General features: G+C 39.2%; 22 protein-coding genes and 1 riboswitch. Of the genes, 14 read left to right on the top strand and 8 right to left on the bottom strand.

Translation table 11 applies throughout. The annotated features are described in order from the left end of the window. The first annotated feature begins 144 nt into the window (after positions 1 to 144). The 5 genes from ruvA (at position 145) to OS139_RS08295 (ending at position 3,393) form a co-directional block, all read left to right on the top strand. Entirely contained in the window at positions 145 to 747 is a 603-nt protein-coding gene (gene ruvA / locus OS139_RS08315; RefSeq protein WP_002290528.1) for a Holliday junction branch migration protein RuvA, read from the top strand. Positions 748 to 759: 12 nt separating this feature from the next. Continuing rightward, positions 760 to 1,761 (top strand): Holliday junction branch migration DNA helicase RuvB, encoded by a 1,002-nt coding sequence (gene ruvB / locus OS139_RS08310; protein WP_002289812.1) that lies wholly within the window; start codon positions 760 to 762, stop codon positions 1,759 to 1,761. A 28-nt stretch (positions 1,762 to 1,789) separates the two neighbouring features. Next, positions 1,790 to 2,368 carry a TetR/AcrR family transcriptional regulator gene (locus OS139_RS08305; protein WP_002289813.1) on the top strand — a complete coding sequence of 193 codons (579 nt, stop codon included), beginning with the start codon at positions 1,790 to 1,792 and terminating at the stop codon, positions 2,366 to 2,368. Between the two features lie 51 nt (positions 2,369 to 2,419). Then, complete coding sequence (locus tag OS139_RS08300) at positions 2,420 to 2,902, top strand: low molecular weight protein-tyrosine-phosphatase (protein WP_002332000.1); 483 nt, start codon at positions 2,420 to 2,422, stop codon at positions 2,900 to 2,902. A gap of 116 nt (positions 2,903 to 3,018) precedes the next feature. Then, positions 3,019 to 3,393, top strand: coding sequence for a hypothetical protein (locus tag OS139_RS08295; RefSeq protein WP_002289815.1), 375 nt, complete (start codon positions 3,019 to 3,021; stop codon positions 3,391 to 3,393). A gap of 978 nt (positions 3,394 to 4,371) precedes the next feature. Here OS139_RS08295 and brnQ read toward each other — a convergent pair. Then, positions 4,372 to 5,724: a branched-chain amino acid transport system II carrier protein gene (gene brnQ / locus OS139_RS08290; RefSeq protein WP_002307366.1), complete on the bottom strand. Its 1,353-nt coding sequence runs from the start codon at positions 5,722 to 5,724 to the stop codon at positions 4,372 to 4,374. Between the two features lie 146 nt (positions 5,725 to 5,870). Between brnQ and OS139_RS08285 the strand changes: the two genes are divergently transcribed. Further along, positions 5,871 to 6,461, top strand: a complete 591-nt coding sequence (locus OS139_RS08285; RefSeq protein WP_002331999.1) for a TMEM175 family protein — start codon at positions 5,871 to 5,873, stop codon at positions 6,459 to 6,461. 127 nt (positions 6,462 to 6,588) lie between these two features. Here the strand turns inward: OS139_RS08285 and OS139_RS08280 are convergent, their stop codons facing one another. The 4 genes from OS139_RS08280 to OS139_RS08265 form a co-directional block, all read right to left on the bottom strand. Continuing rightward, on the bottom strand, positions 6,589 to 7,938 hold the full coding sequence (locus tag OS139_RS08280; RefSeq protein WP_002294242.1) for an amino acid permease: 1,350 nt from the start codon (positions 7,936 to 7,938) through the stop codon (positions 6,589 to 6,591). Between the two features lie 166 nt (positions 7,939 to 8,104). Next, positions 8,105 to 8,845, bottom strand: a complete 741-nt coding sequence (locus OS139_RS08275; protein ID WP_002294240.1) for an amino acid ABC transporter ATP-binding protein — start codon at positions 8,843 to 8,845, stop codon at positions 8,105 to 8,107. Positions 8,846 to 8,857: 12 nt separating this feature from the next. Beyond that, a complete protein-coding gene (locus OS139_RS08270; RefSeq protein WP_002297081.1) occupies positions 8,858 to 10,450 on the bottom strand; it encodes an ABC transporter permease subunit in 1,593 nt (530 codons plus the stop codon). 137 nt (positions 10,451 to 10,587) lie between these two features. Then, a riboswitch (Lysine riboswitch) is annotated at positions 10,588 to 10,762 on the bottom strand. Positions 10,763 to 11,017: 255 nt separating this feature from the next. Continuing rightward, positions 11,018 to 11,314, bottom strand: coding sequence for a hypothetical protein (locus OS139_RS08265; protein WP_002293448.1), 297 nt, complete (start codon positions 11,312 to 11,314; stop codon positions 11,018 to 11,020). A gap of 175 nt (positions 11,315 to 11,489) precedes the next feature. Here OS139_RS08265 and OS139_RS08260 point away from each other — a divergent pair, with 175 nt between their 5' ends. Genes OS139_RS08260 through OS139_RS08250 form a run of 3 tightly spaced genes read left to right on the top strand, consistent with a single transcriptional unit; the run spans position 11,490 to position 13,574 of the window. Then, complete coding sequence (locus tag OS139_RS08260) at positions 11,490 to 12,215, top strand: NAD-dependent protein deacylase (RefSeq protein WP_002297083.1); 726 nt, start codon at positions 11,490 to 11,492, stop codon at positions 12,213 to 12,215. Continuing rightward, on the top strand, positions 12,208 to 13,050 hold the full coding sequence (locus tag OS139_RS08255) for a chorismate mutase (RefSeq protein WP_002294234.1): 843 nt from the start codon (positions 12,208 to 12,210) through the stop codon (positions 13,048 to 13,050). Before OS139_RS08260 ends, OS139_RS08255 begins: the two co-directional genes overlap by 8 nt. A 2-nt stretch (positions 13,051 to 13,052) precedes the next feature. Beyond that, the gene (locus OS139_RS08250) at positions 13,053 to 13,574 is read left to right on the top strand and encodes a transcription repressor NadR (protein ID WP_002294232.1); all 522 of its coding nucleotides are present in this window, start codon (positions 13,053 to 13,055) and stop codon (positions 13,572 to 13,574) included. Between the two features lie 252 nt (positions 13,575 to 13,826). On the opposite strand, the gene def is transcribed toward OS139_RS08250, so the two are convergent. Beyond that, entirely contained in the window at positions 13,827 to 14,390 is a 564-nt protein-coding gene (gene def, locus OS139_RS08245) for a peptide deformylase (RefSeq protein WP_002289284.1), read from the bottom strand. 250 nt (positions 14,391 to 14,640) lie between these two features. Here def and rpsO point away from each other — a divergent pair, with 250 nt between their 5' ends. The 5 genes from rpsO to OS139_RS08220 all read left to right on the top strand — a co-directional run bounded on the left by rpsO (position 14,641) and on the right by OS139_RS08220 (position 21,790). Continuing rightward, entirely contained in the window at positions 14,641 to 14,910 is a 270-nt protein-coding gene (gene rpsO, locus OS139_RS08240) for a 30S ribosomal protein S15 (RefSeq protein ID WP_002289282.1), read from the top strand. A gap of 187 nt (positions 14,911 to 15,097) precedes the next feature. Then, positions 15,098 to 17,224, top strand: a complete 2,127-nt coding sequence (pnp, locus tag OS139_RS08235; protein ID WP_002307373.1) for a polyribonucleotide nucleotidyltransferase — start codon at positions 15,098 to 15,100, stop codon at positions 17,222 to 17,224. 509 nt (positions 17,225 to 17,733) lie between these two features. Next, complete coding sequence (locus OS139_RS08230; protein ID WP_002289280.1) at positions 17,734 to 18,000, top strand: GlsB/YeaQ/YmgE family stress response membrane protein; 267 nt, start codon at positions 17,734 to 17,736, stop codon at positions 17,998 to 18,000. A 143-nt stretch (positions 18,001 to 18,143) separates the two neighbouring features. Beyond that, positions 18,144 to 20,135 carry a KUP/HAK/KT family potassium transporter gene (locus OS139_RS08225; RefSeq protein WP_002307375.1) on the top strand — a complete coding sequence of 664 codons (1,992 nt, stop codon included), beginning with the start codon at positions 18,144 to 18,146 and terminating at the stop codon, positions 20,133 to 20,135. Positions 20,136 to 20,488: 353 nt separating this feature from the next. Then, complete coding sequence (locus tag OS139_RS08220; RefSeq protein ID WP_002294228.1) at positions 20,489 to 21,790, top strand: hemolysin family protein; 1,302 nt, start codon at positions 20,489 to 20,491, stop codon at positions 21,788 to 21,790. Between the two features lie 129 nt (positions 21,791 to 21,919). Here OS139_RS08220 and OS139_RS08215 read toward each other — a convergent pair whose 3' ends face one another. Both OS139_RS08215 and OS139_RS08210 read right to left on the bottom strand, forming a co-directional pair. Continuing rightward, positions 21,920 to 23,290: an MATE family efflux transporter gene (locus OS139_RS08215; protein ID WP_002289277.1), complete on the bottom strand. Its 1,371-nt coding sequence runs from the start codon at positions 23,288 to 23,290 to the stop codon at positions 21,920 to 21,922. A gap of 181 nt (positions 23,291 to 23,471) precedes the next feature. Next, the gene (locus OS139_RS08210) at positions 23,472 to 23,795 is read right to left on the bottom strand and encodes a DUF960 domain-containing protein (RefSeq protein ID WP_002289744.1); all 324 of its coding nucleotides are present in this window, start codon (positions 23,793 to 23,795) and stop codon (positions 23,472 to 23,474) included. Positions 23,796 to 23,927: the final 132 nt, after the last annotated feature.

Raw genomic sequence — 23,927 nt, 5'->3', positions numbered from 1 at the left:
TACGGGGATTTACTCGATCGTCCGCTCTTTTTTTATTCAAGCGATTGCTATTTGAAAGAAACGCTCCCCAGACTCCTTTTTTCACAAGGTGAAATGTGCTACAATAAAGGGAACGTATGTGTGCAAAAGAAAGAGGACTAGAATATGTATGAATATCTGACAGGTGTGGTTACCTTTATCAACCCCTATTACATAGTAGTAGAAACCAATGGTATCGGCTACCAGATCGCACTAGGAAATCCTTACCGCTACAGTAGCAAACTAAATCAAAAAATAAAAATTTATGTCCATCAGGTGATACGTGAAGATGCGCATCTTCTGTATGGATTTGATTCGCTAGAAGAAAAGCAACTGTTTTTGCGATTAGTAAGTGTTTCAGGAATCGGTCCGAAAAGTGCCCTTGCAATCATGGCAAGCGAAGACCACTCCGGTTTGATTCAAGCAGTAGAATCCAGTGATGTCACTTATTTGACGAAATTTCCAGGAGTAGGGAAAAAGACAGCACAACAAATGATCTTGGATCTAAAAGGAAAATTCGGTGAGCTGAGTATCGATACACCTTTTAGTCTATTTGATGAAGCAAACACAAAAGACGCTACAGCTCTATCTGAAGCAATGGAAGCTCTCTCGGCTCTTGGTTACAGTGATCGAGAAATCAAACGTGTAGAAAAACAATTAAAAGAAGTCGATAATCAGACAACGGATGAGTATCTACGCCAAGCACTCAAGCTAATGATGAAAAAATAAGGAGGAGACCAAATGACAGATGAATACTTGTTATCACCAGAATCTGGCGAAAATGAACTGAGTTTGGAAAAATCTCTTCGACCACAGCTGCTTTCTCAATATATCGGACAGAGAAAAGTCAAACAAGAACTTCAGATTTACATCGAAGCTGCCAGAAATCGGGAAGAACCTTTAGATCATGTTCTGTTGTACGGGCCTCCTGGATTAGGAAAAACGACGATGGCCATGGTCATTGCTAATGAGATGACCGTAAATATTCGTACGACGAGTGGCCCTGCTATCGAACGTCCGGGTGACTTAGTAGCAATCTTGAATGAACTGGAAGCAGGGGATGTCCTGTTTATCGATGAGATCCATCGATTACCTAGAGTGGTAGAAGAGATGCTTTATTCAGCTATGGAAGATTTCTATGTAGATATCATGGTAGGACAAGGGCCAACCGCACATCCGGTTCATTTCCCTCTTCCTCCCTTTACTTTGATTGGCGCGACGACACGGGCAGGTATGCTTTCTGCACCTTTACGAGATCGATTTGGCATCATTTCTCATATGGAATATTATGACGAACAGGATCTGCAGGAGATCGTTTTACGTTCTTCGGATATTTTTCAAACAGAGATCATTGAAGAAGGGGCATTGGAAATTGCTCGCCGATCACGAGGAACGCCTAGAATTGCTAATCGCTTGCTCAAACGGGTTCGTGATTTTGCGCAAGTCCAAGGAGACGGGAAAATCGATCGCCCTATAGCGGATCAGGCACTTACTTTGCTGCAGGTCGATCAGGCTGGATTGGATTATGTTGACCAGAAATTGTTGCGAACAATGATCGAGTTATATGGCGGCGGACCAGTAGGGTTAAGTACGCTTTCAGTAAACATAGGAGAAGAGCGTGAGACGGTAGAAGATATGTATGAACCGTATCTGATCCAAAAAGGATTTTTAAAGCGTACACCTAGAGGGCGAATTGCTACTGCTTATGCCTATGAACATTTTGGTTACGACTATCATATATGATTTTTGCTTTTAGATTGGAGGAAAATGAATGAGTGATACAACACGTACGAAACAATTGATCAAAAACGTATTGATTGATTTGTGCCAAACGCAATCTTTTCGAAAAATCAGCGTCCAAAAAATCGCAAATGAAGCAAAAATCAATCGACAAACATTTTATTATCATTTTACAGATAAATACGATTTGCTTCGTTGGGTCTATTGTGAGGATGCATTGCATTATTTAGATCCACAATGTCTTTCACTTGATAATTGGGAAGAGCAAGCATTGAAAATGCTGAAAGCAATTGCTGAGAAGAAAGAATTTTATGCAAATACTGTGCTTTCTGACCCAGAAATTTTACAAAAAGAGTTTTCTCAACTGATCCAAAAATCATTTATCAAGATTTTTGAACAAATGGATGAAGAAAGACAACTTTCTGCAAGAGACAAACTATTTTATGCTCGTTTTTTTTCTTACGGTTGCAGTGGTGTATTAGTCAATTGGATCACGAATGAATATGAAGAAACACCGATGGAAATCGCTATGCAGCTTTTCCGTTTAGCCAAGGATACGGAATTATATTCTTATCGTCTTTATGCAAAAGAAGAGTTGGAAGAACAGTAATAGAAAAATTTTTTGTTGGAAAAGCAATAATCGCTAAAAGGAGATGGGGAAATGACAAAAATTTTATTTGTTTGTTTGGGAAATATTTGCCGTTCACCGATGGCAGAAGGCTTGCTGAGAAAACGAATAGCAATAGAAGGAAGGGAAGCAGAATTTTTTGTGGATTCTGCTGCTACAAGCACGTATGAAGTTGGAAAGACACCGCGCCCTGGAACGAAAAAAATATTAAACCAAGAAAAAGTAGATATGACGAATATGGTTGCTCGGCAAATCACACCCCACGATTTTGAAACTTTTGATTGGATCATTGGTATGGATCAAGAAAATGTAGAAGAACTGAAACGAAGAGCACCACGCTCAGCGCAGGGGAAAATCCATTTGTTTTTAAGTAGCATTCCTGGAAAAGAAAAAGAAAATGTTCCCGACCCATACTATACCAATAACTTTGATGAGACATATCACTTGATCACAGAAGGCCTGAATCATTGGTGGAATATTTGGATTGACGAAAATAAAATAACGAACAATTTGTAAAGTTAACGCTTTCTTTTTAAGGCGATGTTAGAGCATTTCCTTGTTTTTTTGTAAAATGTTAGGTAAAATAAAATTAATTAAGTAACACTTTCTTAGCTAAAGGAGGAGTGCTTTCGATGAACGAAGAGACAGTATCGCCAATGAAGAAGCTTACGAAGTTAGTTACTCATACTTCGTATCAACTTTTTGATTCTTTTGTAAATGACACTGAAGAACATGCTAAGAATGTACGATTGCAAGGAAAGTTTATTCTTGAGCTGCAAAAAGCTGCTACTGAACATAGTCTAGTTATCTTACAAGTAAGAGCAAATCGTTTGAGTAGCAAGTATGAAACGATCTCAGGCTGGGTGGCGACAAAAACGGTCGAAAAAGACCGAGTGATGATCCGCCTACAAAACGAAGAGCAGCAGATCCGGATGGTTCCTGTAGAACAAATTGAAAAAATAACAATCCTTTCACCAGCAGGGGAACAGGAACGATTATCAAAATAATTTATACCAGATAGAAAAGCACGTATGAGCTTGTACCATCAATCATTACTAATCAAAAATAACCGAATGCTTTAAGCTGATATCAGTAAAACGGAACGTTTTAGGATGAGTATCACAGCATGACAGCATTGGGTTGATTAGTTGAATCGATTGGATGGTACAAGTTTTTTTGATAAAAAAAGGTCCTGCTAGCCGGGGAGCTAGCAGGATAAGGAGTTAAAAATGAAAAAGTGTTGTTAGGGTTGTTTGTTGGTATGCTTATATAATAGTCACTAGTTGTGAATATTTTGTGACGAAAGTTTTCGAAAGTTGTTAAGTTTTTTTGCGAAAACTATTTTTATATCATATATATGTCTAAAATCTATATTATAAAAGAAATGTTGTTCGATCAGCTACTCTTCGGTATTAGTTCAAAACAAAACGGCAAAGTATATGGAGCTACTTTGCCGTTTTGTTTCTCTAATACTCAGGTCAGTTTATAGACGCTCAATAAACGGTGTTCAAAAGCCAGTTTCTCGGTATTAAGTCAAATTTATGCAAAAATGTGAGAAGCCATTTTCACAAAATATTTCTTAATACTTGAAACTAAGCGGCTTTTTCACGACCTCTCAATAAACGGTGTTCAAAAGTCAGTTTCTCGGTATTAAGTCAAGTTTATGCAAAAATGTGAGAAGCCATTTTCACAAAATATTTCTTAATACTTGAAACTAAGCAGCTTTTTCACGACCTCTCAATAAACGGTGTTCAAAAGTCAGTTTCTCGGTATTAAGTCAAATTTATGCAAAAATGTGAGAAGCCATTTTCACAAAATATTTCTTAATACTCGAAACTAAGCGGCTTTTTCACGACCTCTCAATAAACAGTGTTCAAGAGACAGCCTATCGGCAATAAGGCACAATTTTGTAAAATATGAGAAGCTATTTTTCAAAATTACTTTTTATTGCTCAAGGCTGAACGTCTCTTTCACAACCTCTTTTATCAATCTGCTACTTCTTCTTTCTTAGCGAAACTCCAAATCAGTCCGATAACAAAACCGATAACTGCTGGTACGATCCACCCCATCCCCAATTTGAAAAACGGCAAGTAGCTTTCCGCAACATGTAAAAGATTTTGAACAATAGGTGTTTGTTTGATAGTTTCTGGGCAAGCGTTCAACCCATCAAAAATCGAAGCAATCAATGTAAAATAAGTAGTCATTCGATAAACAGCCGTACGCTGCTTAAACAAAGGACCAACTAACACTAGTAAAATCAGTGTCATTGCTAATGGATAGATGAACATCAAAACAGGCAACGAAAATTGAATGATATTCGTCAAGCCTACGTTTGCCGCTAAACAAGGAAGGATACTAGCAAGTGCAACAAAGAATGCGTAATTTCTTTGCGGAAACAAATCTGTGAATGTTTCTGCAAAAGCTGTAATCAAACCAATACCGGTCTTCAAACAAGCTAATATAACGATAAATGCTAATAAGATACTGCCATAAGTACCTAAATAATGATCAGCAATCTGAGCCAGCGTGATCCCGCCATTTTCACTTAGAGCAAAGCTACCTAAGCTCATAGCACCTAAATAAGCGAGCAAAGTATAAATGATTCCCATCAATATAATGCTGATCGCACCAGATTTGATCGTGTCTTTAGCGATTTCAGCAGGTTTTGTTACACCCATGTTTTGGATTGTTGTGACAATGATGATCCCAAATGCTAAAGCAGCAAGCGCATCTAATGTGTTATATCCTTGAGTAAACCCTGTGAAAAAAGCATGCTCTTGATAATTTGGCTGAATAGGCGCTTGATTTACAGAACCTAGTGGATTCAAAAAAGCAAGGAGAAGCAAAGCACCTAATAAAACCAAAAATGCAGGATTCAGGAACTTTCCAACATAATCTAATATCTTTGTCGGTTTTCTTGAAAACCACCAAGCCAGCACAAAAAATACAATACTGAAAATTGCTAGATATAGCGTCTGTCTGCTAGGATCGATAAATGGTGCTAAACCAATCTCGAAAGATGTGGTTGCAAGGCGAGGTAAAGCAAAAAACGGTCCGATAACTAAGTAAAGCAAGATGGTAAAAACCATCGCATATGTTTGATTTATCCGTTTTGCTAATTCATATACACCTGAGCTTTTCGATACACCAATGGCAATCACCCCTAAGAAGGGAAGACCGATACCGGTAACCAAGAAACCTAGATTCGCCCAAAAGGTAGCAGCGCCTGCTTCTTGACCCAAATGAACGGGAAAGATAAGATTTCCAGCACCAAAAAATAGACCGAAAAGCATGGAGCCTATAAAAAGATAGTCTTTAAATGATAATTTTTTTGTCATACATAACTCCTTTACGGTTTTTTTAAAAGTAACAAAATTTCGAAAAATATGCAACAATTTTCAGAAAATTTCCTATATAAAACGGTGGTTATTTAATAACGTAAGTGATAAAATAAAAGCGCTGAATCATCTGAGGAGGAATCATCGTGACAAAGACGAGATTAGAAGCATTTACTGATGGAGTGGTAGCCATTGTTTTGACAGTTCTTGTATTAGAGATCAAGATCCCTAATCCATCTAGCTTTCATTCTTTATGGGTCATCCGAAATACATTATTAGCTTATACCATCAGCTTTATATTTGTTGCGGTGATCTGGGTGAACCATCATCGTATATTTCAGATGGCAGAACGAATTAATTACCGAGTGGTCTGGTCGAATATCTTTTGGCTCTTCTGGCTGACTTTATGTCCTTCTGTTACTAGTTGGGTCGGGCGTAACCCTGAAGCTTTTTGGCCTGAGATGGCTTATGTCTTAGTATACATGATGTGGAGTTTTTCTTTTGGTATCTTGATGAGGCAAATCATGAAAGCAAATAAACCAGATTCCCATGTCGTGAGAGTTTTGTCAAAGGACCGTCGAAGTCTTATCTCCATGATGATTAACTTATGCTTGATTGCCGGTGTCTTTTTTGTACCGTTGATCGGGTTATTCGGACGTTTTTTTGTATCTGGTATTTGGATTTTTTCCTATAAAAAAGCAGATGCCTATTATCAGCGGTTGTTTCCGGGGAAATAGAAAAGAGGCTGGGACTGAAGCGTTTAACTCCAAGAAATAAGCCGAAATTTCACAAAAATTTAAGAAGCAATTTTCGTAAATTCCTTCTTATTTCTCGAAGCTGACCACTTCTGTCACAACTACTTTCTTACTTCTTACGTTCATATTTCATATGATAGATCAGTAATAGAAGCAAGAACCACACCGGTGTTAGTAATAAAGCGATTCTCGTATCTTTTCCTAGGAACAAGACGACACACACAAAGGCCATGTAAAGAAATACCAGATAATTACTAAATGGGTACAACGGCATTTTAAATGAATGAGCTTTTTTGCCGAGGATACTTTTACGATATTTCATGTGCGTGTAGACAAGCATACTCCAGATAAACAAGAAACAAGTAGTGGCAATACTGCTTACTAGTGTGAATACTTCACTAGGCATCACATAATTCAAGATAACAGAAATGAAAATGACGATAGTAGAAAATGTCAAAGCATTCCCTGGCACATGATGTGTTGTTAACTTTTTGAATTTTTTAGGGGCACTGCCTTCTTGCGCTAAAGAACGAAGCATACGTCCTGTACTATATATTGCACTGTTGCAGGCAGAAGCTGCTGCACTTAATACGACTAAATTGATCAAGGAAGCAGCAATCGTGATCCCAATTTCCGAAAATACTTCTACAAATGGACTGTTATCTGGATTCAAGCTGTTCCATGGATAGATTGCCATAATGACAAAAAGAGATCCTAAGTAAAATAAGATGATCCTGATAGGAATATTATTGATAGCTTCCGGCAACACTTTTTCAGGATTTTCTGTTTCTCCAGCGACTAATCCAACTAATTCTATCCCAGCAAAAGCAAAGGTTACCATTTGGAAAGCTAAGATAAATCCTTTTGCACCAGTTGGAAAGAATCCGCCATGAGACCATAGATTCGTGATACTGGCTGTGCCAATATCTGTCGTATAGTGGGTGAGGATCATATAAGCTCCTACGAGGATAAAGGCAATGATCGCTACAACTTTGATCAATGCAAACCAAAACTCTAACTCACCAAACAATGAGACAGCCACCATATTCAAGCAAAGAAGAAGACCTAATGCAATCAGTTCAGGAAGCCACTGAGGAACACCAGGCGCCCAGTAGCGTACATACATTCCGATGGCTGTTAAATCGGCCATTGCAATCGATACCCAGCAGAACCAATACGTCCAGCCAGTGATGAAAGCCGCTTTTTTGCCAAGATATTCTGCAACAAAATCCAGAAAAGAATGGTTATTGGTGTTTGATAACAGAAGTTCGCCTAACGCACGCATAATGAAAAAACAGATGCATCCAGTAATAAGATAGGCGAGCAATATCGAAGGGCCAGCTAGCTGGATAGACTTTCCGGAACCTAAAAACAACCCCGTTCCAATCGCTCCGCCAATAGAAATCAGTTGGACGTGTCTATTTTTCAGTCCACGCTGCAGTTCTTGCTCTTCATTCATTTTTAAATCATCCTAACTAAAAAAGTTTAATTACTTCCATATTAAGAGAGTTTTCTGAAAAACACAACTAAGATTCCAAAATTTTCAGAAATTTACCTTTTATGAGTAATTCATAAAAAAGAACTGCGGTAAACACCGCAGCTCTTTGTCCCAATCAGCTATTGATCTAAGCATTTAAAATACGTGAAAGGAATTCTTTTGTACGTTCTTCTTTCGGATGGACAAAGATATCTTCTGGTGTACCTTCTTCTGCAATCACACCTTTATCCATAAAAATGACACGGTCAGATACATCTTTTGCAAATTCCATCTCATGCGTCACGATAAGCATTGTCAAGCCAGTATGTGCTAAGTCTTTGATCGTATTAAGCACTTCACCAACCATTTCAGGGTCTAACGCCGAAGTAGGTTCGTCGAATAGCAATACATCTGGATTCATTGATAATGCCCGAGCAATTGCGACACGCTGTTTCTGTCCACCAGATAATTGTGCTGGTTTAGCTTCGATATAACGATCCATACCAACTTTTTCCAGATTTTCAATTGCTACTTTTTTAGCAGTTTCTTTATCTCGTTTCAGGACAGTTGTTTGACCAGACATACAGTTTTCCAAGACGTTCATATTGTTGAACAGGTTGAAGGATTGGAAAACCATACCTAGATTCGTTCGATATTTAGGTAAATTATATTTAGGAGCTAATACATTTTCTCCATTATAAATGATCTCGCCGCCTGTTGGTTTTTCCAGTAAATTGATACAGCGCAAGAAAGTAGATTTACCAGAACCGGAAGAACCGATGATCGTCACAACTTCACCTTTATTGACTGTTACGCTGATATCTTTCAATACTTCATTTTCACCGAAGCTTTTTCTTAGATGTTTGATTTCAATAATTTTTTCATTCATGATTCTTCCTCCTTATTCCTGCAAATTTGAATTGTCGATTTCTTCAAGCTTGGTATAAGCTGAAGGACCATCGATTTTCTTTTCTACCGCCCGCAGGATTCTGGTGATCGTAAAGGTCATGACTAAGTAGATGATCCCGACGATCGTAAATGTTTGGAAGAATTGGAAATTCGCACCGGAAGCAGAGTTTCCTTGGAAGAACAAATCAGCTACGCCGATTACACTTAAAACTGCTGTATCTTTGATATTGATAACAAACTCATTTCCTGTTGCTGGCAAGATATTCCGTAAAACTTGTGGAATAACAACTTTTCTCATCGTTTGGCCATGGGTCATACCAATGGCTTGCGCAGCTTCGAACTGCCCTTCATCTACTGCAAAAATCCCCCCACGAACGATCTCTGTCATGTAAGCTCCAGTATTGAGAGAGACAATAAACAAAGCGGCAATCGTTCGGTTCAATGAAATGCCAAAAGCGAGTGCCAGACCGTAGAAGATGACCATTGCTTGCACCATCATCGGTGTCCCGCGGAATACTTCGACATAGATAGAAAGAAGTGCATTTCCGATTTTTTGGAAGAAGCGAGTCAGTGCATTTCCTGATTCAGGTACCGAACGGAAGACACCAATCAGTAATCCAAGTGTAGTACCGACAACTGTCCCGATCAATGCGATGAACAAGGTAAGTCCAGCACCTCGTAAGAACATATTGCCGTATTGTTTCCAAATCGTAGTGAAATCAGAAATGATGCCAGGTTTTTCTTCACTATCAGTTGCAGCAGGCTGATCTTTGACTGCTTGATCCATAATTTTGGTTCGTTCATCGTTAGAGATGCCAGAAAGAATCTGGTTTACTTTTTGGATATCCGGGTCGCCTTTACGCATACCAACAGAAATCTGAACATCTTCCGGGTTTGTCTGGAAGCCATCTGCACCGCTGAATTCAAGCATTTCCAAGTCTTTGTTCACACTAGTTGCCGTTACACCTTCCGGACGTTCGCTGACATAACCATCGATCATTCCAGAAGCTAAAGCTGTTCTCATTGCTGAGAAATTATCCATTGCTTGTTGTTTCTGCACATCTGGTATCTGATCGATCACAGTATAGTGGAATGTATTTAACTGAGCAGTGATCTTTGCTCCAGAAAGATCTGCTAAACTTTTTGCTTTTGCATATTTGCTATCTTTTTGAACTACTACTACTAATTGTGATTCGTAATAAGGATCGGTAAAATCAATTTCTTTTCGTCGTTCAGCAGTAGGGCTCATTCCGGCGATGATCGCGTCGATCTTGCCTGATTGAAGGGCAGGAGCCAGACCATCCCATTTCGTTTGGACGATGACTAATTTTTTCCCTAAACCATCTGCTACTTTTTTAGCGATTTGAACATCATAACCGCCGGCGTAACTATTTTGGCCTTGAATTGGCAAGGCATTATTCTCATCTGTTTGTTGAGACCAGTTGAAGGGTGCATACCCAGCCTCCATACCTACGCGAAACTCATCGCTCGGTGTTTTTTCATCTGCATTTGCCAGAGATCCCACACTGAATAGTGAGAAGACAAAAGCAAATAGTACGGCAACTGAAACCATATTTTTTTTCATTTTTTTCTTCCTTTCTGATTATATGATACACGAGCGGTCTAGATGAAATGCGGTAAAGCTTTATCTGAAAAAATAAAAAGCGACCGATTTATAGATATAAAAAGGCCGCTAAAATTCCATAAGGTGATAAACCTCTCACAAAACATAGCGCAACTTAGCATCACTGCTAAGACAGTCCGCAAGCTCTTAACTTGCGTCCCAACATACACTCCAAGCAAAAAAGTGCACATTTCGGCGATCCTCCCTATTCCTGCTTCTCCATGTTTGCTTCACTCCACAGGGTTAATGATTCTCGCGACCTCTACCTCATTGATTGAGGCATCTCGTATTCAGTTATTTATACAAAAAAAGTTTACGATACTCGAGAGGCTTTGTCAATCTATAACTGCTGTTTTTTGAAAAAATACTGATAAATATAGAAATCTTTACTTTTACCGAAAAAACAATCAAAATGTGAATCATCTATCCATTGCAAACGATAGTATAATTATACACAAAAATGTATGTAATACAATAAAAAAAGAACTAGAACAGAAAATTTCCTGTGTCCAGTTCCATCTCGATCATTTAAGCTGCCGCTTTCTTTGGCTCACGTCCTAGGATCGCTTGCAAAAGAACAACGACGCCATAAATGGCTAATATTAGATAAATCAAACTTGAGTATTGGGTGATTCCCCAGCCCCATGTTCGATATACGGCTAATGTAATGGCTAAAACAATTGCGGCAATCACGTTGAATAAAGCAAAAGCCCAAAGATTTCCATTTTCTTTGCGTACAAGATAAAAAACAGAGAAATAAACGCTTAACGCTAACCAGGCGATACAAGCCAGAATAACGCCCCAATAAATAAAGAATGGTAACATATCGATTCACCTCACTTTTATACAGCAGTATTGTAACACGTTTTCATTCTTTTGTCAGTGAACATTGTGATAAATTGCTCAAATGCCCATAACACTTTTTTATTCCCATTTTTCTGACTTTTCAACAATAAATTTGTTCGAGTATGGGCTATAATGGAAAGTGAGGTGACAAAACATGAAACAATTAACAGTAGACGAAGCAGCAAAAGAGATATTAGCTTATCAGCAAATTACATTTTTGACCGGTGCAGGGGTATCCACACCTTCTGGAGTGCCAGACTATCGATCTTTGTCAGGAATCTACCACGGGATGGAGCAGCCGGAATACTTGCTGAGTCATCAAGCAATGGTGAATGAACCGGATAAATTCTATCAATTTGTCAAAAAGATTTATCATCCTGAAGCAAAACCCAATATCATTCATTTGGAAATAGCACATCTAGCGAAAGAAAAAAATGTTTGGGTTGTTTCCCAAAACATCGACGGTTTGCACGCAAAGGCTAAAAGCCCGCAACTCGTCAATTTTCATGGGAGTCTGTATCAATGTCATTGTCGAAAATGTCAACAAACGGTAGACTGGAAAGAATATCTTCACAGCGACAAACATCAAGCATGCGGAGGACAAATACGCCCAGACATCGTGTTATATGGTGAAGGGTTTCAAGATGGAGTCATGGAGCAGGCGGCTTATGCCGTCAGCCAAGCAGAGCTGATCGTCATTGTTGGAACGAGTTTTCAAGTTCATCCGTTTTGTGATCTGGTACAGTTTCGCCAGCCGTCAGCCAAAATCTTAGTAATCAATCAAACGCCTGTTTATTTAGCGGAGCCTTATACGTTTATTCAAGAAGACGGAGCGGTTGTTTTCAAAAAAATACAAGAATTAGGAGCAGATTATGACTGAATTCAAAACCGAAAAAGAAAAAATGATTGCAGGCGAGCTTTATTTTGCCAATGATCCTGAGCTGGTTGCCGACCGTATGTTTGCAAGAAGTCAAAGCCAAATCATCAACCAAGCAGAATCAGCGGAACTGCGATCCCAATTGTTGAAAGAGACTTTTGGCCGTACAGGGAAAAAAATCTATATGGAGCCAGTTATCAATTTTGATTACGGATATAATATATTTGTTGGGGAGAATTTTTATGCAAATTTCAATTGTACATTTTTAGATGTCAGCACGATTGAAATCGGTGATAACTGCATGTTCGCTCCGAATGTCCAGCTTTACACGGCGACGCATCCACTACATCCAGTGAAACGTAACAGCGGTCTGGAGTACGCAAAACCCATTAAAATCGGTAATAATGTTTGGTTAGGCGGAGGAGTTATCGTCACGCCGGGTGTCACTCTAGGGGACAACGTAGTAGTCGGCGCAGGTTCGGTTGTGACCAAATCTTTTCCCGACAATGTAGTGATTGCAGGAAATCCTGCTCGTATCATCAAGACAGTAGAGGAAGAACTAACAGAAGAGTCTCTTGAAACATTACGTCATAAGATCGATATGATCGATCGAGAGTTGGTTGCTTTATTAGAAAAAAGAATGGATACGGTAACTAAAATAGGACAAGTGAAAAAAGAAGAAAACCAAGCAGTTTATGATGCAAAAAGAGAGCAGCAAGTATTGGATAAAGTTGTTAGTCTGCTGAAAAATAAGGGATATAAGGAAACAATAACAGACACGTATGTTGATTTGATGAAACACTCGCGCGAATACCAAAACAAAATGAAGGAGGAATAAGTGTGATCGAAGGAGAGACACGGCGAAAACAAATCATGCAAACCTTGGCAAATACAGAAAAACCAGTGAGTGCTAGCAAGTTTGCGAAAACTTTTGGAGTCAGCCGCCAGATCATTGTAGGCGATATTGCTTTACTACGAGCTGCAGGTAAAAGTATCGTGGCAACAGCAAGAGGTTATATCCTCGAAACAGAAGAAACCAATACTGGGCACATCAGTAAAATCGCTGTCCAGCATGGAAAAGATCAAACAGAAGAAGAACTGAGACTAATCGTTGAAAATGGTGGAGAAATCATTGATGTAATTGTGGAACATCCCCTTTACGGTGAGTTAGCAGGAACTTTGCACATCAAAACGCCACAAGATATCGATTCCTTTATGAGACGTTATCAAAAAAGTAATGCTACTTTGTTATCCGAATTAACAGGCGGCATCCATCTGCATACGATCCGCTACCCAGAAAAGCATATGCTGAAAAACATCAAACAAAAACTAGCTGAAGCAGGAATTCTCTACGAAGGATAACATCGTAGCTGCTACTTTTTATCCTAGAAACTATTCTATCATCTCTGAGATAAACACCCATATGGAAGAAATAAGAAAAAATAAGAAAAGATGCGTATCCAATACACAGAATTTTTTGGAATTGTGATTTCTAGATGTCTATCTAAATTTCGATTAGTGGAGAAACATAAAAAAGGGAAGTGCAGCTTTTGAGCACTCCCCTTTTTTATAAAGCTTTCTTGTAGCATAGTATCGAAGGAACCTGCCAATTCTCTACTCGATTACCAATACGCCTTCTTTTAGTGCAAATGGATTTTGATCGTTGATGTGGTCATAGAACATCACACCGTTGATATGGTCGATTTCATGTTGAACGACGATCGATTCATAATTCTTCAAACGAATCTTGTGTTTTTCACCATTCATATCATAATAAGACACAGTGATTTTGGCATGGCGAACAACATATCCTGGTACTTCTCGATCAACAGATAAACAGCCTTCACCTTCCCCTAAACAAGCATCTTGAACAGAATGGCTCAAAATTTTAGGATTATACATAACAGTACTTAGAGAAGGTCCATCTGCCTCTGGGTCAGGACTTGGTACGTGAACAGCAATGATTCTTTTAGAAATATCTAATTGAGGAGCAGCTAAGCCAACACCGCCTCGTAAGTGTAGTTCTTCAGCTTTGATTGGATCTTGGCTGTTTTTTAAGAACTCAAGCATCTCTTTTCCTAAAGAGATATCTTCTTCGCTTAATGGAAGAGAAACTTCTTTTGCAACTTCGCGTAAGGTCGGATTTCCTTCACGAATGATATCATCCATTGTAATCATGGAATATGTACCCCTTTCTTAAAAGACTGTGTTTCAAGTCTATTTTCGCATTATAGTTTACCACAAAAATGGAAAAGTAGTAGTAAGATTGTTTGAAAACTACCTTTTCTTAATGATTAACTACTTGATTTTCAACCCGGTTTCAGGTAAAGTATAGCTGTGTGCTCTAGGCACATGACCTGCCACTTGGTTAAGCGAATCACCAACGTTTTACTCAGTCGCAGGGGAATAATCGAAAGAGGTGAAAGAAATGGCAATTTCAAAAGAACGCAAGAATGAAATCATCAACGAATACGCTCGCCATGAAGGGGATACTGGTTCTCCAGAAGTACAAATCGCTGTATTAACTGAAGAAATCAACCACTTGAATGAACATGCACGCGTGCACAAAAAAGACCATCATTCATACCGCGGCCTAATGAAAAAAGTTGGTCACCGCCGTAACTTGTTAGCTTACTTACGTAAAACTGACGTTCAACGTTACCGCGAATTGATCAAACGTTTAGGCTTGCGTCGTTAATTTTAGTCAAAAAGAGTGGGATTCACATGAATCTCACTTTTTTTACTCGTATATCAATTAAGTAAAATTCCGTGATCAAGCTAGATGGACTCCTACTAACCAAATGAAAGCTGCTCAAAAGACGGCTTTCGGCAGTTTTCATTTGTTTAGTAGCGTCTTGCTTTCACGAGAAGGAAAAGGAGAAGTTATGTCAGAAAAACAAGTATTCAAAACGACATGGGGCGGCCGTCCCTTACAAATCGAAGTCGGTCAGCTAGCAAAACAAGCAAACGGAGCCGTTTTAGTCCGTTATGGAGATACAGTAGTCTTAAGTGCAGCTGTGGCCTCTAAAGAAGCAAAAGATACAGACTTTTTCCCATTAACGATCAATTATGAAGAAAAAATGTATGCAGCAGGGAAAATCCCTGGAGGTTTCATCAAACGAGAAGGCCGTCCAAGTACGGAAGCAACATTGACTGCCCGTTTGATCGACCGTCCAATTCGCCCGATGTTTGCAGAAGGATTCCGTAATGAAGTCCAAGTAACGAACATCGTGATGAGTGTAGAAACAGACTGCTCGCCAGCTATGGCAGCAATGCTAGGTTCTTCTTTAGCACTATCAATCTCAGATATCCCATTTGACGGCCCAATCGCAGGCGTAGAAGTTGGTCGTGTAAATGGCGAGTACGTCTTGAATCCAACAGTAGAACAAGCAGAACAAACAGATATCGAATTGACTGTTGCCGGAACGAAACAAGCCATCAATATGGTTGAAAGCGGCGCGAAAGAAGTTTCAGAAAAAGACATGCTTGGTGCATTGCTGTTTGGTTTTGACGCTATCAAAGAGTTAGTTGCTTTCCAAGAAGAAATCGTTCAAGCAGTAGGGAAAGAAAAAATGGAAGTGACTTTACTGCAAGTTGATGAAGTATTGAAAAAAGAAATCTTTGATGCTTCTTACGCTACAATGAAAGCAGCAGTAATGACTGAAGAAAAACTTGCTCGCGAAGATAATATCGAGCAAGTGAAGATCGATATCCGCGAAGCTTATGCTGAGAAATTTGCAGGTCATGAAGATGAAGATCACTTGTTGAAAGAAGTTAAACAAATCACAGAAGATCTTGAAAAAGATGTCGTACGTGAATTGATCACCATCGATAAGATCCGTCCTGACGGGCGTAAATTGGATGAAATCCGTCCATTGTCATCAGAGGTCAGCTTATTGCCACGTGTACATGGATCAGGTTTGTTCACACGAGGACAAACACAAGCTTTATCAGCTTGTACACTCGCACCTCTAGGAGAGCACCAAATCATTGATGGTTTAGGGGTGGAAGTCAGCAAACGATTCATCCACCACTACAATTTCCCTCAATTTTCTGTTGGTTCTACAGGACGTGCAGGCTCTCCAGGGCGTCGGGAAATCGGACATGGCGCATTAGGTGAACGTGCGTTAGCACAAGTAATCCCTTCAGAAGAAGAATTTCCTTATACGATCCGTTTAGTAGCAGAAGTATTGGAATCAAATGGTTCTTCTTCCCAAGCAAGTATCTGTGCTGGCACATTAGCATTGATGGATGCAGGTGTACCAATCAAAGCACCAGTCGCCGGTATTGCGATGGGACTTGTTTCTGATGGTGAAAACTATACGATCCTAACTGATATCCAAGGGCTGGAAGATCATCTTGGCGATATGGACTTTAAAGTTGCCGGTACAAAAGATGGTATCACTGCTTTACAGATGGATATCAAGATTCAAGGAATCACAGAACAAATCCTAACTGAAGCATTAACTCAAGCAAAACAAGCACGTATGGAAATCTTAGAAGAATTGACTTCAACGATTGCTGCTCCACGTGAAGAATTAAGCCAATATGCACCAAAAATCGAAATGATCCAGATCGAACCTGCTAAAATCAAAGATGTTATCGGTAAAGGCGGCGATACGATCAACGGAATCATCGATGAAACTGGTGTGAAAATCGATATCGATCAAGACGGAAAAGTAAGTATTGCTTCAGCTGATGCAGAAATGATCAAAAAAGCTATCAAGATCATCGAAGATTTGACCAAAGAAGTCAAAGTTGGTGAAGTTTATCTAGGGAAAGTTGTCCGTATCGAAAAATTCGGTGCATTCGTCAACTTGATCAAAGGAAAAGATGGACTTGTCCATATTTCCCAATTAGCAAACGATCGTGTCAATAAAGTCGAAGATGTTGTTAAACTAGGTGATGAGATCCTTGTGAAAGTAACTGAAATCGATAAACAAGGACGCGTAAATCTGTCAAGAAAAGCAATGTTGAACGAAGATGGTTCAACGAAAAATGAAGAAAAATAATTTAATTCATAGGAATAATGTACTTGTGATCGTGAAGGTGACAGGGGGACAATAATTATTCGAAAAAAGGGGACTGTGACAAAAGCCGTGTCACAGTCCTTTTTTTGCGAATAAACGGCGTTCAAAAGCTTGCATCTGCGGTAATAAGTTCAGCCAAGTTAAAAACATTAGGAGCTGTTTTTACTTGGCTGTTCTTATTACTTGATGCAGAACAGCTTTTTTACAACCTCTCCAATAAACGATGTTCAATCAGCTGTCCCTCGATATTAGCTCAAAAAACGGCAAAATATGAGGAACTATTTTTCCGTTTGTTTCTCTAATACTCAGGTCAAACCGCTGATTTCACAACCTCTGATTCACGGTGTTCCAGAAGCAGCTTCTACGGAAATAAGCTGAACACTTTTGTTACAACTTCTTTTTTTCTGGAGTTTCTTGGCGCATATTTTTGGAGTCCTTCTGAATAAAGCGTAAAATAAAAGTGAGAAATATGGATAAAGGAGGGAAAGGAGATGCTGAATTTTTTATGGTCGTTATTTATCGGCGGTATATTAGGTTTGATAGCTGGCGCAATTTTAGGAAAGGAAGTCCCGGGAGGCGTATCTGGAAATATCATTATCGGTTTTTTAGGTAGTTGGCTCGGCGAATTTTTACTAGGACCACTGGGACCGGAACTCGGCGGTTTTTATTTGATACCAGCATTATTGGGTGCAATTTTTTGCCTTGCTCTTTATTCATTTGTGGCAAGACGTATCAGAGAACGTCCAAAGAAAGAATAATTTTATTCAAATAAGTTGACACTTCAGTGTGTTACTTGGATAATTAGAAGCAATTTAGGAAAGCTGGTGTCATGGATAAGAATATCATCTATCATTCAAGCTTACCTAAAGGATATCCATATAACAAGAAATGAGGGAAAAACGTGGCAACAACGCACAATACCAAAAAGATATCAATGGCTGGCCTGCTTGTAGCGATGGGAGTCGTCTACGGAGACATCGGGACAAGTCCGCTTTACGTTATGAAATCGATTGTTGAAGATAATGGCGGATTGTCAGGAATCAATCCTGATTTTGTTATCGGATCAGTCTCATTGATTTTTTGGACATTGACTCTACTGACAACAATCAAATATGTCGTGATTGCATTGAATGCAGATAACCATGGTGAAGGTGGAATTTTCTCACTCTACACACTTGTCCGAAAAGGTGGGAAATATTTGATCATTCCTGCAATGATCGGAGGAGCTGCCTTACTAGCAGATGGGGTATTGACCCCTGCTGTGACGGTAACGACTGCGATTGAAGGCTTGCGAGGAATTCCGCAGTTTTTTGACCGGTTCGGTAATAACCAGAACGTGATCGTCATTATCACTTTAGTTATTATTTTTGTTTTATTCATGGTCCAACGCTTTGGTACAGATATTGTCGGAAAAGCATTCGGACCAATCATGTTCGCTTGGTTTACTTTTTTAGGCGTAATGGGATTAATGAACTTCAGTCAAGACTGGACAGTTATCCGTGCACTGAATCCTTATTATGCTATCCAGCTGCTTTTTAGTGCAGATAACAAATTAGGCTTGTTCATTCTTGGAAATATTTTCCTGGCTACGACAGGTGCAGAGGCGCTTTATTCCGATCTTGGACATGTCGGCAAACGAAATATTCGTCTGAGCTGGCCTTACGTCAAAATTTGTTTGGTTATCAATTATTTTGGGCAGGCTGCGTGGTTGTTGAATGTTTATCAAAACCCTGAAGCGCAGCAAATCAAGAACCTGAATCCATTCTTCCAAATGATGCCTCAAAGTTGGATCGTGATCGGCGTTGCTTTTGCAACAGTCGCTGCAGTCATTGCTTCGCAAGCATTGATTACAGGTTCGTTTACGCTAGTTTCAGAAGCAATCAAGTTGAAACTGCTGCCTCGGTTAAAGATCATGTATCCTGGGAACAGTATTGGGCAAATGTATATCCCAGCAGTCAATCTGATTTTATGGATCGCCTGTTCTCTAGTGGTTGTCGCATTCCGAACGTCTCATCATATGGAAGCTGCTTACGGTCTATCGATCACTGTGACGATGTTGATGACAACAGCACTGCTTTACTTTTATCTTATCCAAAATGGGCATTCTCGTTGGCTTGCATATTTAGTTACCTTTTTCTTCGGTGCGATAGAAGTCGTTTTCTTTATCTCAAGTGTTGTCAAATTCTTCCGAGGCGGTTTTGTAGCCGTTCTGATTGGTTTGATCATCTTAGTCGTGATGTTTATTTGGGAACAAGGGAACATTATTCGCGAATCGTCAACCGAGGATGTGTCTTTGAGAGATTATATCCCGCAGCTTAGAGAATTACGTGATGATACTTCTTTACCAATCTATCAGACAAATGTGGTCTTCTTGGTTCCTGATATGGCTGAAGATAAAGTTGGCCGACAGTTCATCTATTCGATTTTAGATAAACGGCCTAAAAGAGCACGAGTCTATTGGTTTGTTCATGTGGAAGTAACGGATGAGCCATATACGAAAGAATATCAAGTAGATATGATGGACACTGATTTTATTGTCCAAGTGAATCTGTTCTTAGGTTTCAGGGTTCAACAGGAAATCAACGTATATGTTCGCCAAGTCATCCATGATTTGATGAAACAAGGCCGTTTGCCAAAACAGCCACAAAGATACTCTCTGACACCAGGGCGAGAAGTTGGTGATTTCCAATTTGTCCTGATTGATGAAGTAGTTTCCAATGTGACAACTCTAGGAAAATGGCAACGTCAAATCATGCAGGCAAAACTGGCAATCAAAAAAATCGCTACCTCGCCAGAAACATGGTTTGGGCTAGAGTACAGCGAAGTAAAACATGAAACTGTTCCGCTTATCATTGGAAATACTCGGAAAACATGGTTGAAAGAGCGGTTGTGAAAGTAGCGCTTTGACCTGAACTAATGTCGAATGTCAGCTACTTGAACACCGTTTATCAGAGATCATGAAAAAGCTGTACTGCAACAAGCAGTAAGAACGAGCAGATAAAAACAGCTTCTCATGTTTTTCATCTGTTTGGGCTTAATGCCGCAGATGCAAGCTTTTGAATACCGTTTTTATCAGAGGTCATGAAAAAGCTGTTTAGCAACAAGTAACGCAATGATTTTGAAGTGATAAGGAGATGTGGCTGAAAAATGCCGCATCTCCTTTTTTATTCCTAAATATGAATACGCATTATTTTCAATCTTTTTGTAGAAAAAGGGTACAATAGAAAAAGAGAGAGGCGGGAGAATATGGTTATCAATTTCATTATTTTATTTTTGATGATTGCAATTACTTCATTTTTTGTAGCAAGTGAATTTGCTTTAGTGAAAATCAGACGATCAAGATTGGAACAACTAGAAAAGGAAAATGTAAAGAACGCCAAGCTAGCTCTTCATGTTACACACCATTTAGATAACTATTTATCAGCTAGTCAATTAGGAATTACGCTAACCGGTTTGATCATCGGGTGGGTCGGTGAAGGATCTGTCGCGGCTTTACTAGAACCAGTGATCGGTAAACTACCTTTTAGTTCGGCTATTAGCAGTACAATCTCTGTGGCGCTGGGATTTATTTTAGTTACGTATATCGATGTGGTTATTGGCGAACTGCTTCCTAAGAGCTATAGTATCGTCAATACGGAGAAGGTCGTCTTGTTCGTAGTTAAACCACTTCATTATTTTTATAAAGTAATGTTTCCTTTTATTTGGGTATTGAATCATTCAGCTGCAGGGCTAGGGAAGCTATTAGGTGTGCGTCTCGTATCTGAAGGAGAAGAGACATTGTCTCAAGAAGAGCTGACATTAGTCGCATTGAATTCTTATGAAAAAGGAGAGTTGACCAAAGAAGAATATCATTATTTGGAAAACGTGTTTGAATTTGATGATACCTTGGCAAAAGATATACAAGTAGACCGTACGTCCATGCAAGTATTCGAAGCTTCAGAAACCGTCAAAGAAGCGATAAAAGCTTCGATTGAACAAGGACATACTCGCTATCCGGTTATCTTAGAATCAAAAGACAATGTTTTAGGTTATGTCACCTTGCCAGATTTGATCAAGCAATCTTATAAAGATGACCAGCTGACAGTAGAACAGTTGATTGAAGAGCCGATCGTAACAACTGAAACGATCCCTATAAAAAAATTATTGACGATCATGCGAAAAAAGGGAAAGCATATTGCTATCTTAAAAGATGAATACGGAGGGACAAGCGGCTTAGTGACGATTGAAGATATTTTGGAAGAAATTGTCGGGGAAATCCGAGATGAGACAGATTTGGACGAAGCATTGATAGCGGAACAGTCAGATGGCTCTTATATCATCTCCGGCAAACTAACATTAGATGATTTCCAGCGTTATTTTCATGTAGAGATTCCAGAGTTTGAAGAAACGAATTTTACTACACTTGCGGGCTTTGCTTCTAGCCGATATAAAGAAATAAAAGCAGGAACAATCATTGAGATTGCATCATTCCGTTTCACGGTATTAGAATACCAGCATGCACATATCGATTATTTCAAAGTAGAGTCCACGGAAAGAAAAACAGAATAAAAGAAAAAAGGCTGTGACATTTTTTGTCACAGCCTTTTTGTTATCTAAAAAACCTGTTTTCGGTAAACGAAGAAGATATTTTCAATAAAAGTTTTCATTTTTAGCCGCAACGATTTCTTTTAATCAAGGCTATCTTGCTTCTGCATGTTCTAATGTGAAATGTTCCTCTTCACCCATGTGTTTCAATTGTTTCATCGAACGCATATAAGAGTAAAGCAACACGGCAACAGAACCGATCCAAGCTAAAGGAGAAGCTGCTGCTGCTCCTGGGTATCCCCACATTCCTGTAAGAACGATAGCTGCAAAAGAACGCATAAGCAATTCCATCATACCGGCGATCGTAGGGATCTTGCTTTGTCCAAGCCCTTGAAGTGTGTAGCGTAAAATGAACAGGACTGCTAAGATCCAGTAAAGAGACCCATTGATATTGAAGTAGGTTTGTGCTAATTCAAATACACGTGTTTCTGATGGGCTAACAAACAATTGAACAAAGAAATGACCGAAGAAAATGACGATAGCACCTGCTAAGAGACTAAATCCGACACTCATCAATAAAGTTTGACGTACCCCTTGCAAGATTCGGCCATATTCTTTCGCACCATAGTTTTGTGCAGTGAAAGTTGCCATTGCAATACCAAATGACATCATCGGCTGATTTGCAAATTGGTCGATACGACCAGCAGCGGCTTGAGCAGCTACGACATCTGTCCCTAGACTATTTAGTGCTGCTTGTAACACGATAGCACCAACAGCGATGATCGAAGATTGAAACGCCATTGGCAAAGCAGCGTTTAGGTGTACAGCAAACTCTTCTTTTTCAAATTTGAAATCTTTTTTGCGTAACTGTAACAAAGGCATTTTTTTCTTGATATACACTAGACACAGTACGCTGGAAGAAACTTGTGCGATTACTGTAGCAATAGCTGCACCTTCTACACCCATGCCAAAATAGATAATAAAGATCAAATCAAGTACGACGTTGATGATGACCGCAATGATCAGAAAGAATAGTGGTGTGCGGCTGTCACCAAGTGCGCGAATGACATTAGAAAGCAAATTGAAACTGACTGATGCAAAGATCCCTAATAAAATAATTGAAATAAATGTTTGTGCTTGATCAAGTATTTCAGGAGGAGTTTGCATCAATTGAAGCATCGGACGAATAAACAGGAGACTTAGGACAGTTAAAATCACAGTGACGACAAGACTAATGACAACACTAGCAGCAAAACTTTTCTTCAGACCCCGATAATCTTTTGCACCGTAACGTTGTGCGGTAATAATGGCTAAACCAGCTGTTAAACCTTGGGCAAAGCCAATGATCAAAAATGTCAGGCTTCCAGTTGCACCAACCGCTGCCAGCGCATTTTTACCTAGCGTCTGACCCACGATGATCATATCGATCATATTGTAGAACTGCTGAAAAACATTTCCGATCAGTAAAGGAACAGTGAACATCAAAATCAGTTTAGCGGGGCTTCCTTTTGTTAAATCGCGCATCTTTTAAACTCCTTATATCTTTAAAATTTAGTTAGTAGTATATAGCGTTTATCCTGAGAATACCAATTAGAAATCAATGATAATTTATGAAACTCCATAAAAAGAAGCCAAGAATTGAGTCAAAGAATCAACAACTTGGCCTGGTCTGTAAAATAAGGGACATCCACGTTTATCTATCACCTTAATATTGTCTAATCTCACTTGGTAAAAGGATCGTTTCTCTCGTACCGTCATCATAGGCGTATACTTGAGCAGGAAATTGGTTCGAATAGGCAAACGGCAAATCAATATCCATTTCCACATTGCTTCCTGCTTGAGAAAAATGCATCGTCACTTTTCCACGATTTTCGATCAAATCAAAGGTTAATATATTTTCTAATGGAATGACTCCCTTAAGATCTAGGTCAATAATAAACCATATACTGTCAATCAATTCATCTGGCAAACTTGATACTACACCAACTGAAGCGTAACGGTTGCGGCTGCTATCAAAACTTTCAAACATCTGTTTAACCTCCTTCGAATCAACGAATGTTTTTATTTTTATAATCAATCATAGGATAAACTAGAAATACTTACTTTAACGAGGGTTCATTCTAATAAAGAATCAGGAAAAATGCAACAATAATTGAATACT

Origin of the sequence: Enterococcus sp. E4-223 (assembly GCF_035727065.1) — a bacterium.
Classification (GTDB): Bacteria; Bacillota; Bacilli; order Lactobacillales; family Enterococcaceae; genus Enterococcus_B; species Enterococcus_B faecium.
Note: the sequence above shows the minus strand (reverse complement) of the source record. Positions and strands in the feature narration are given on the sequence as shown.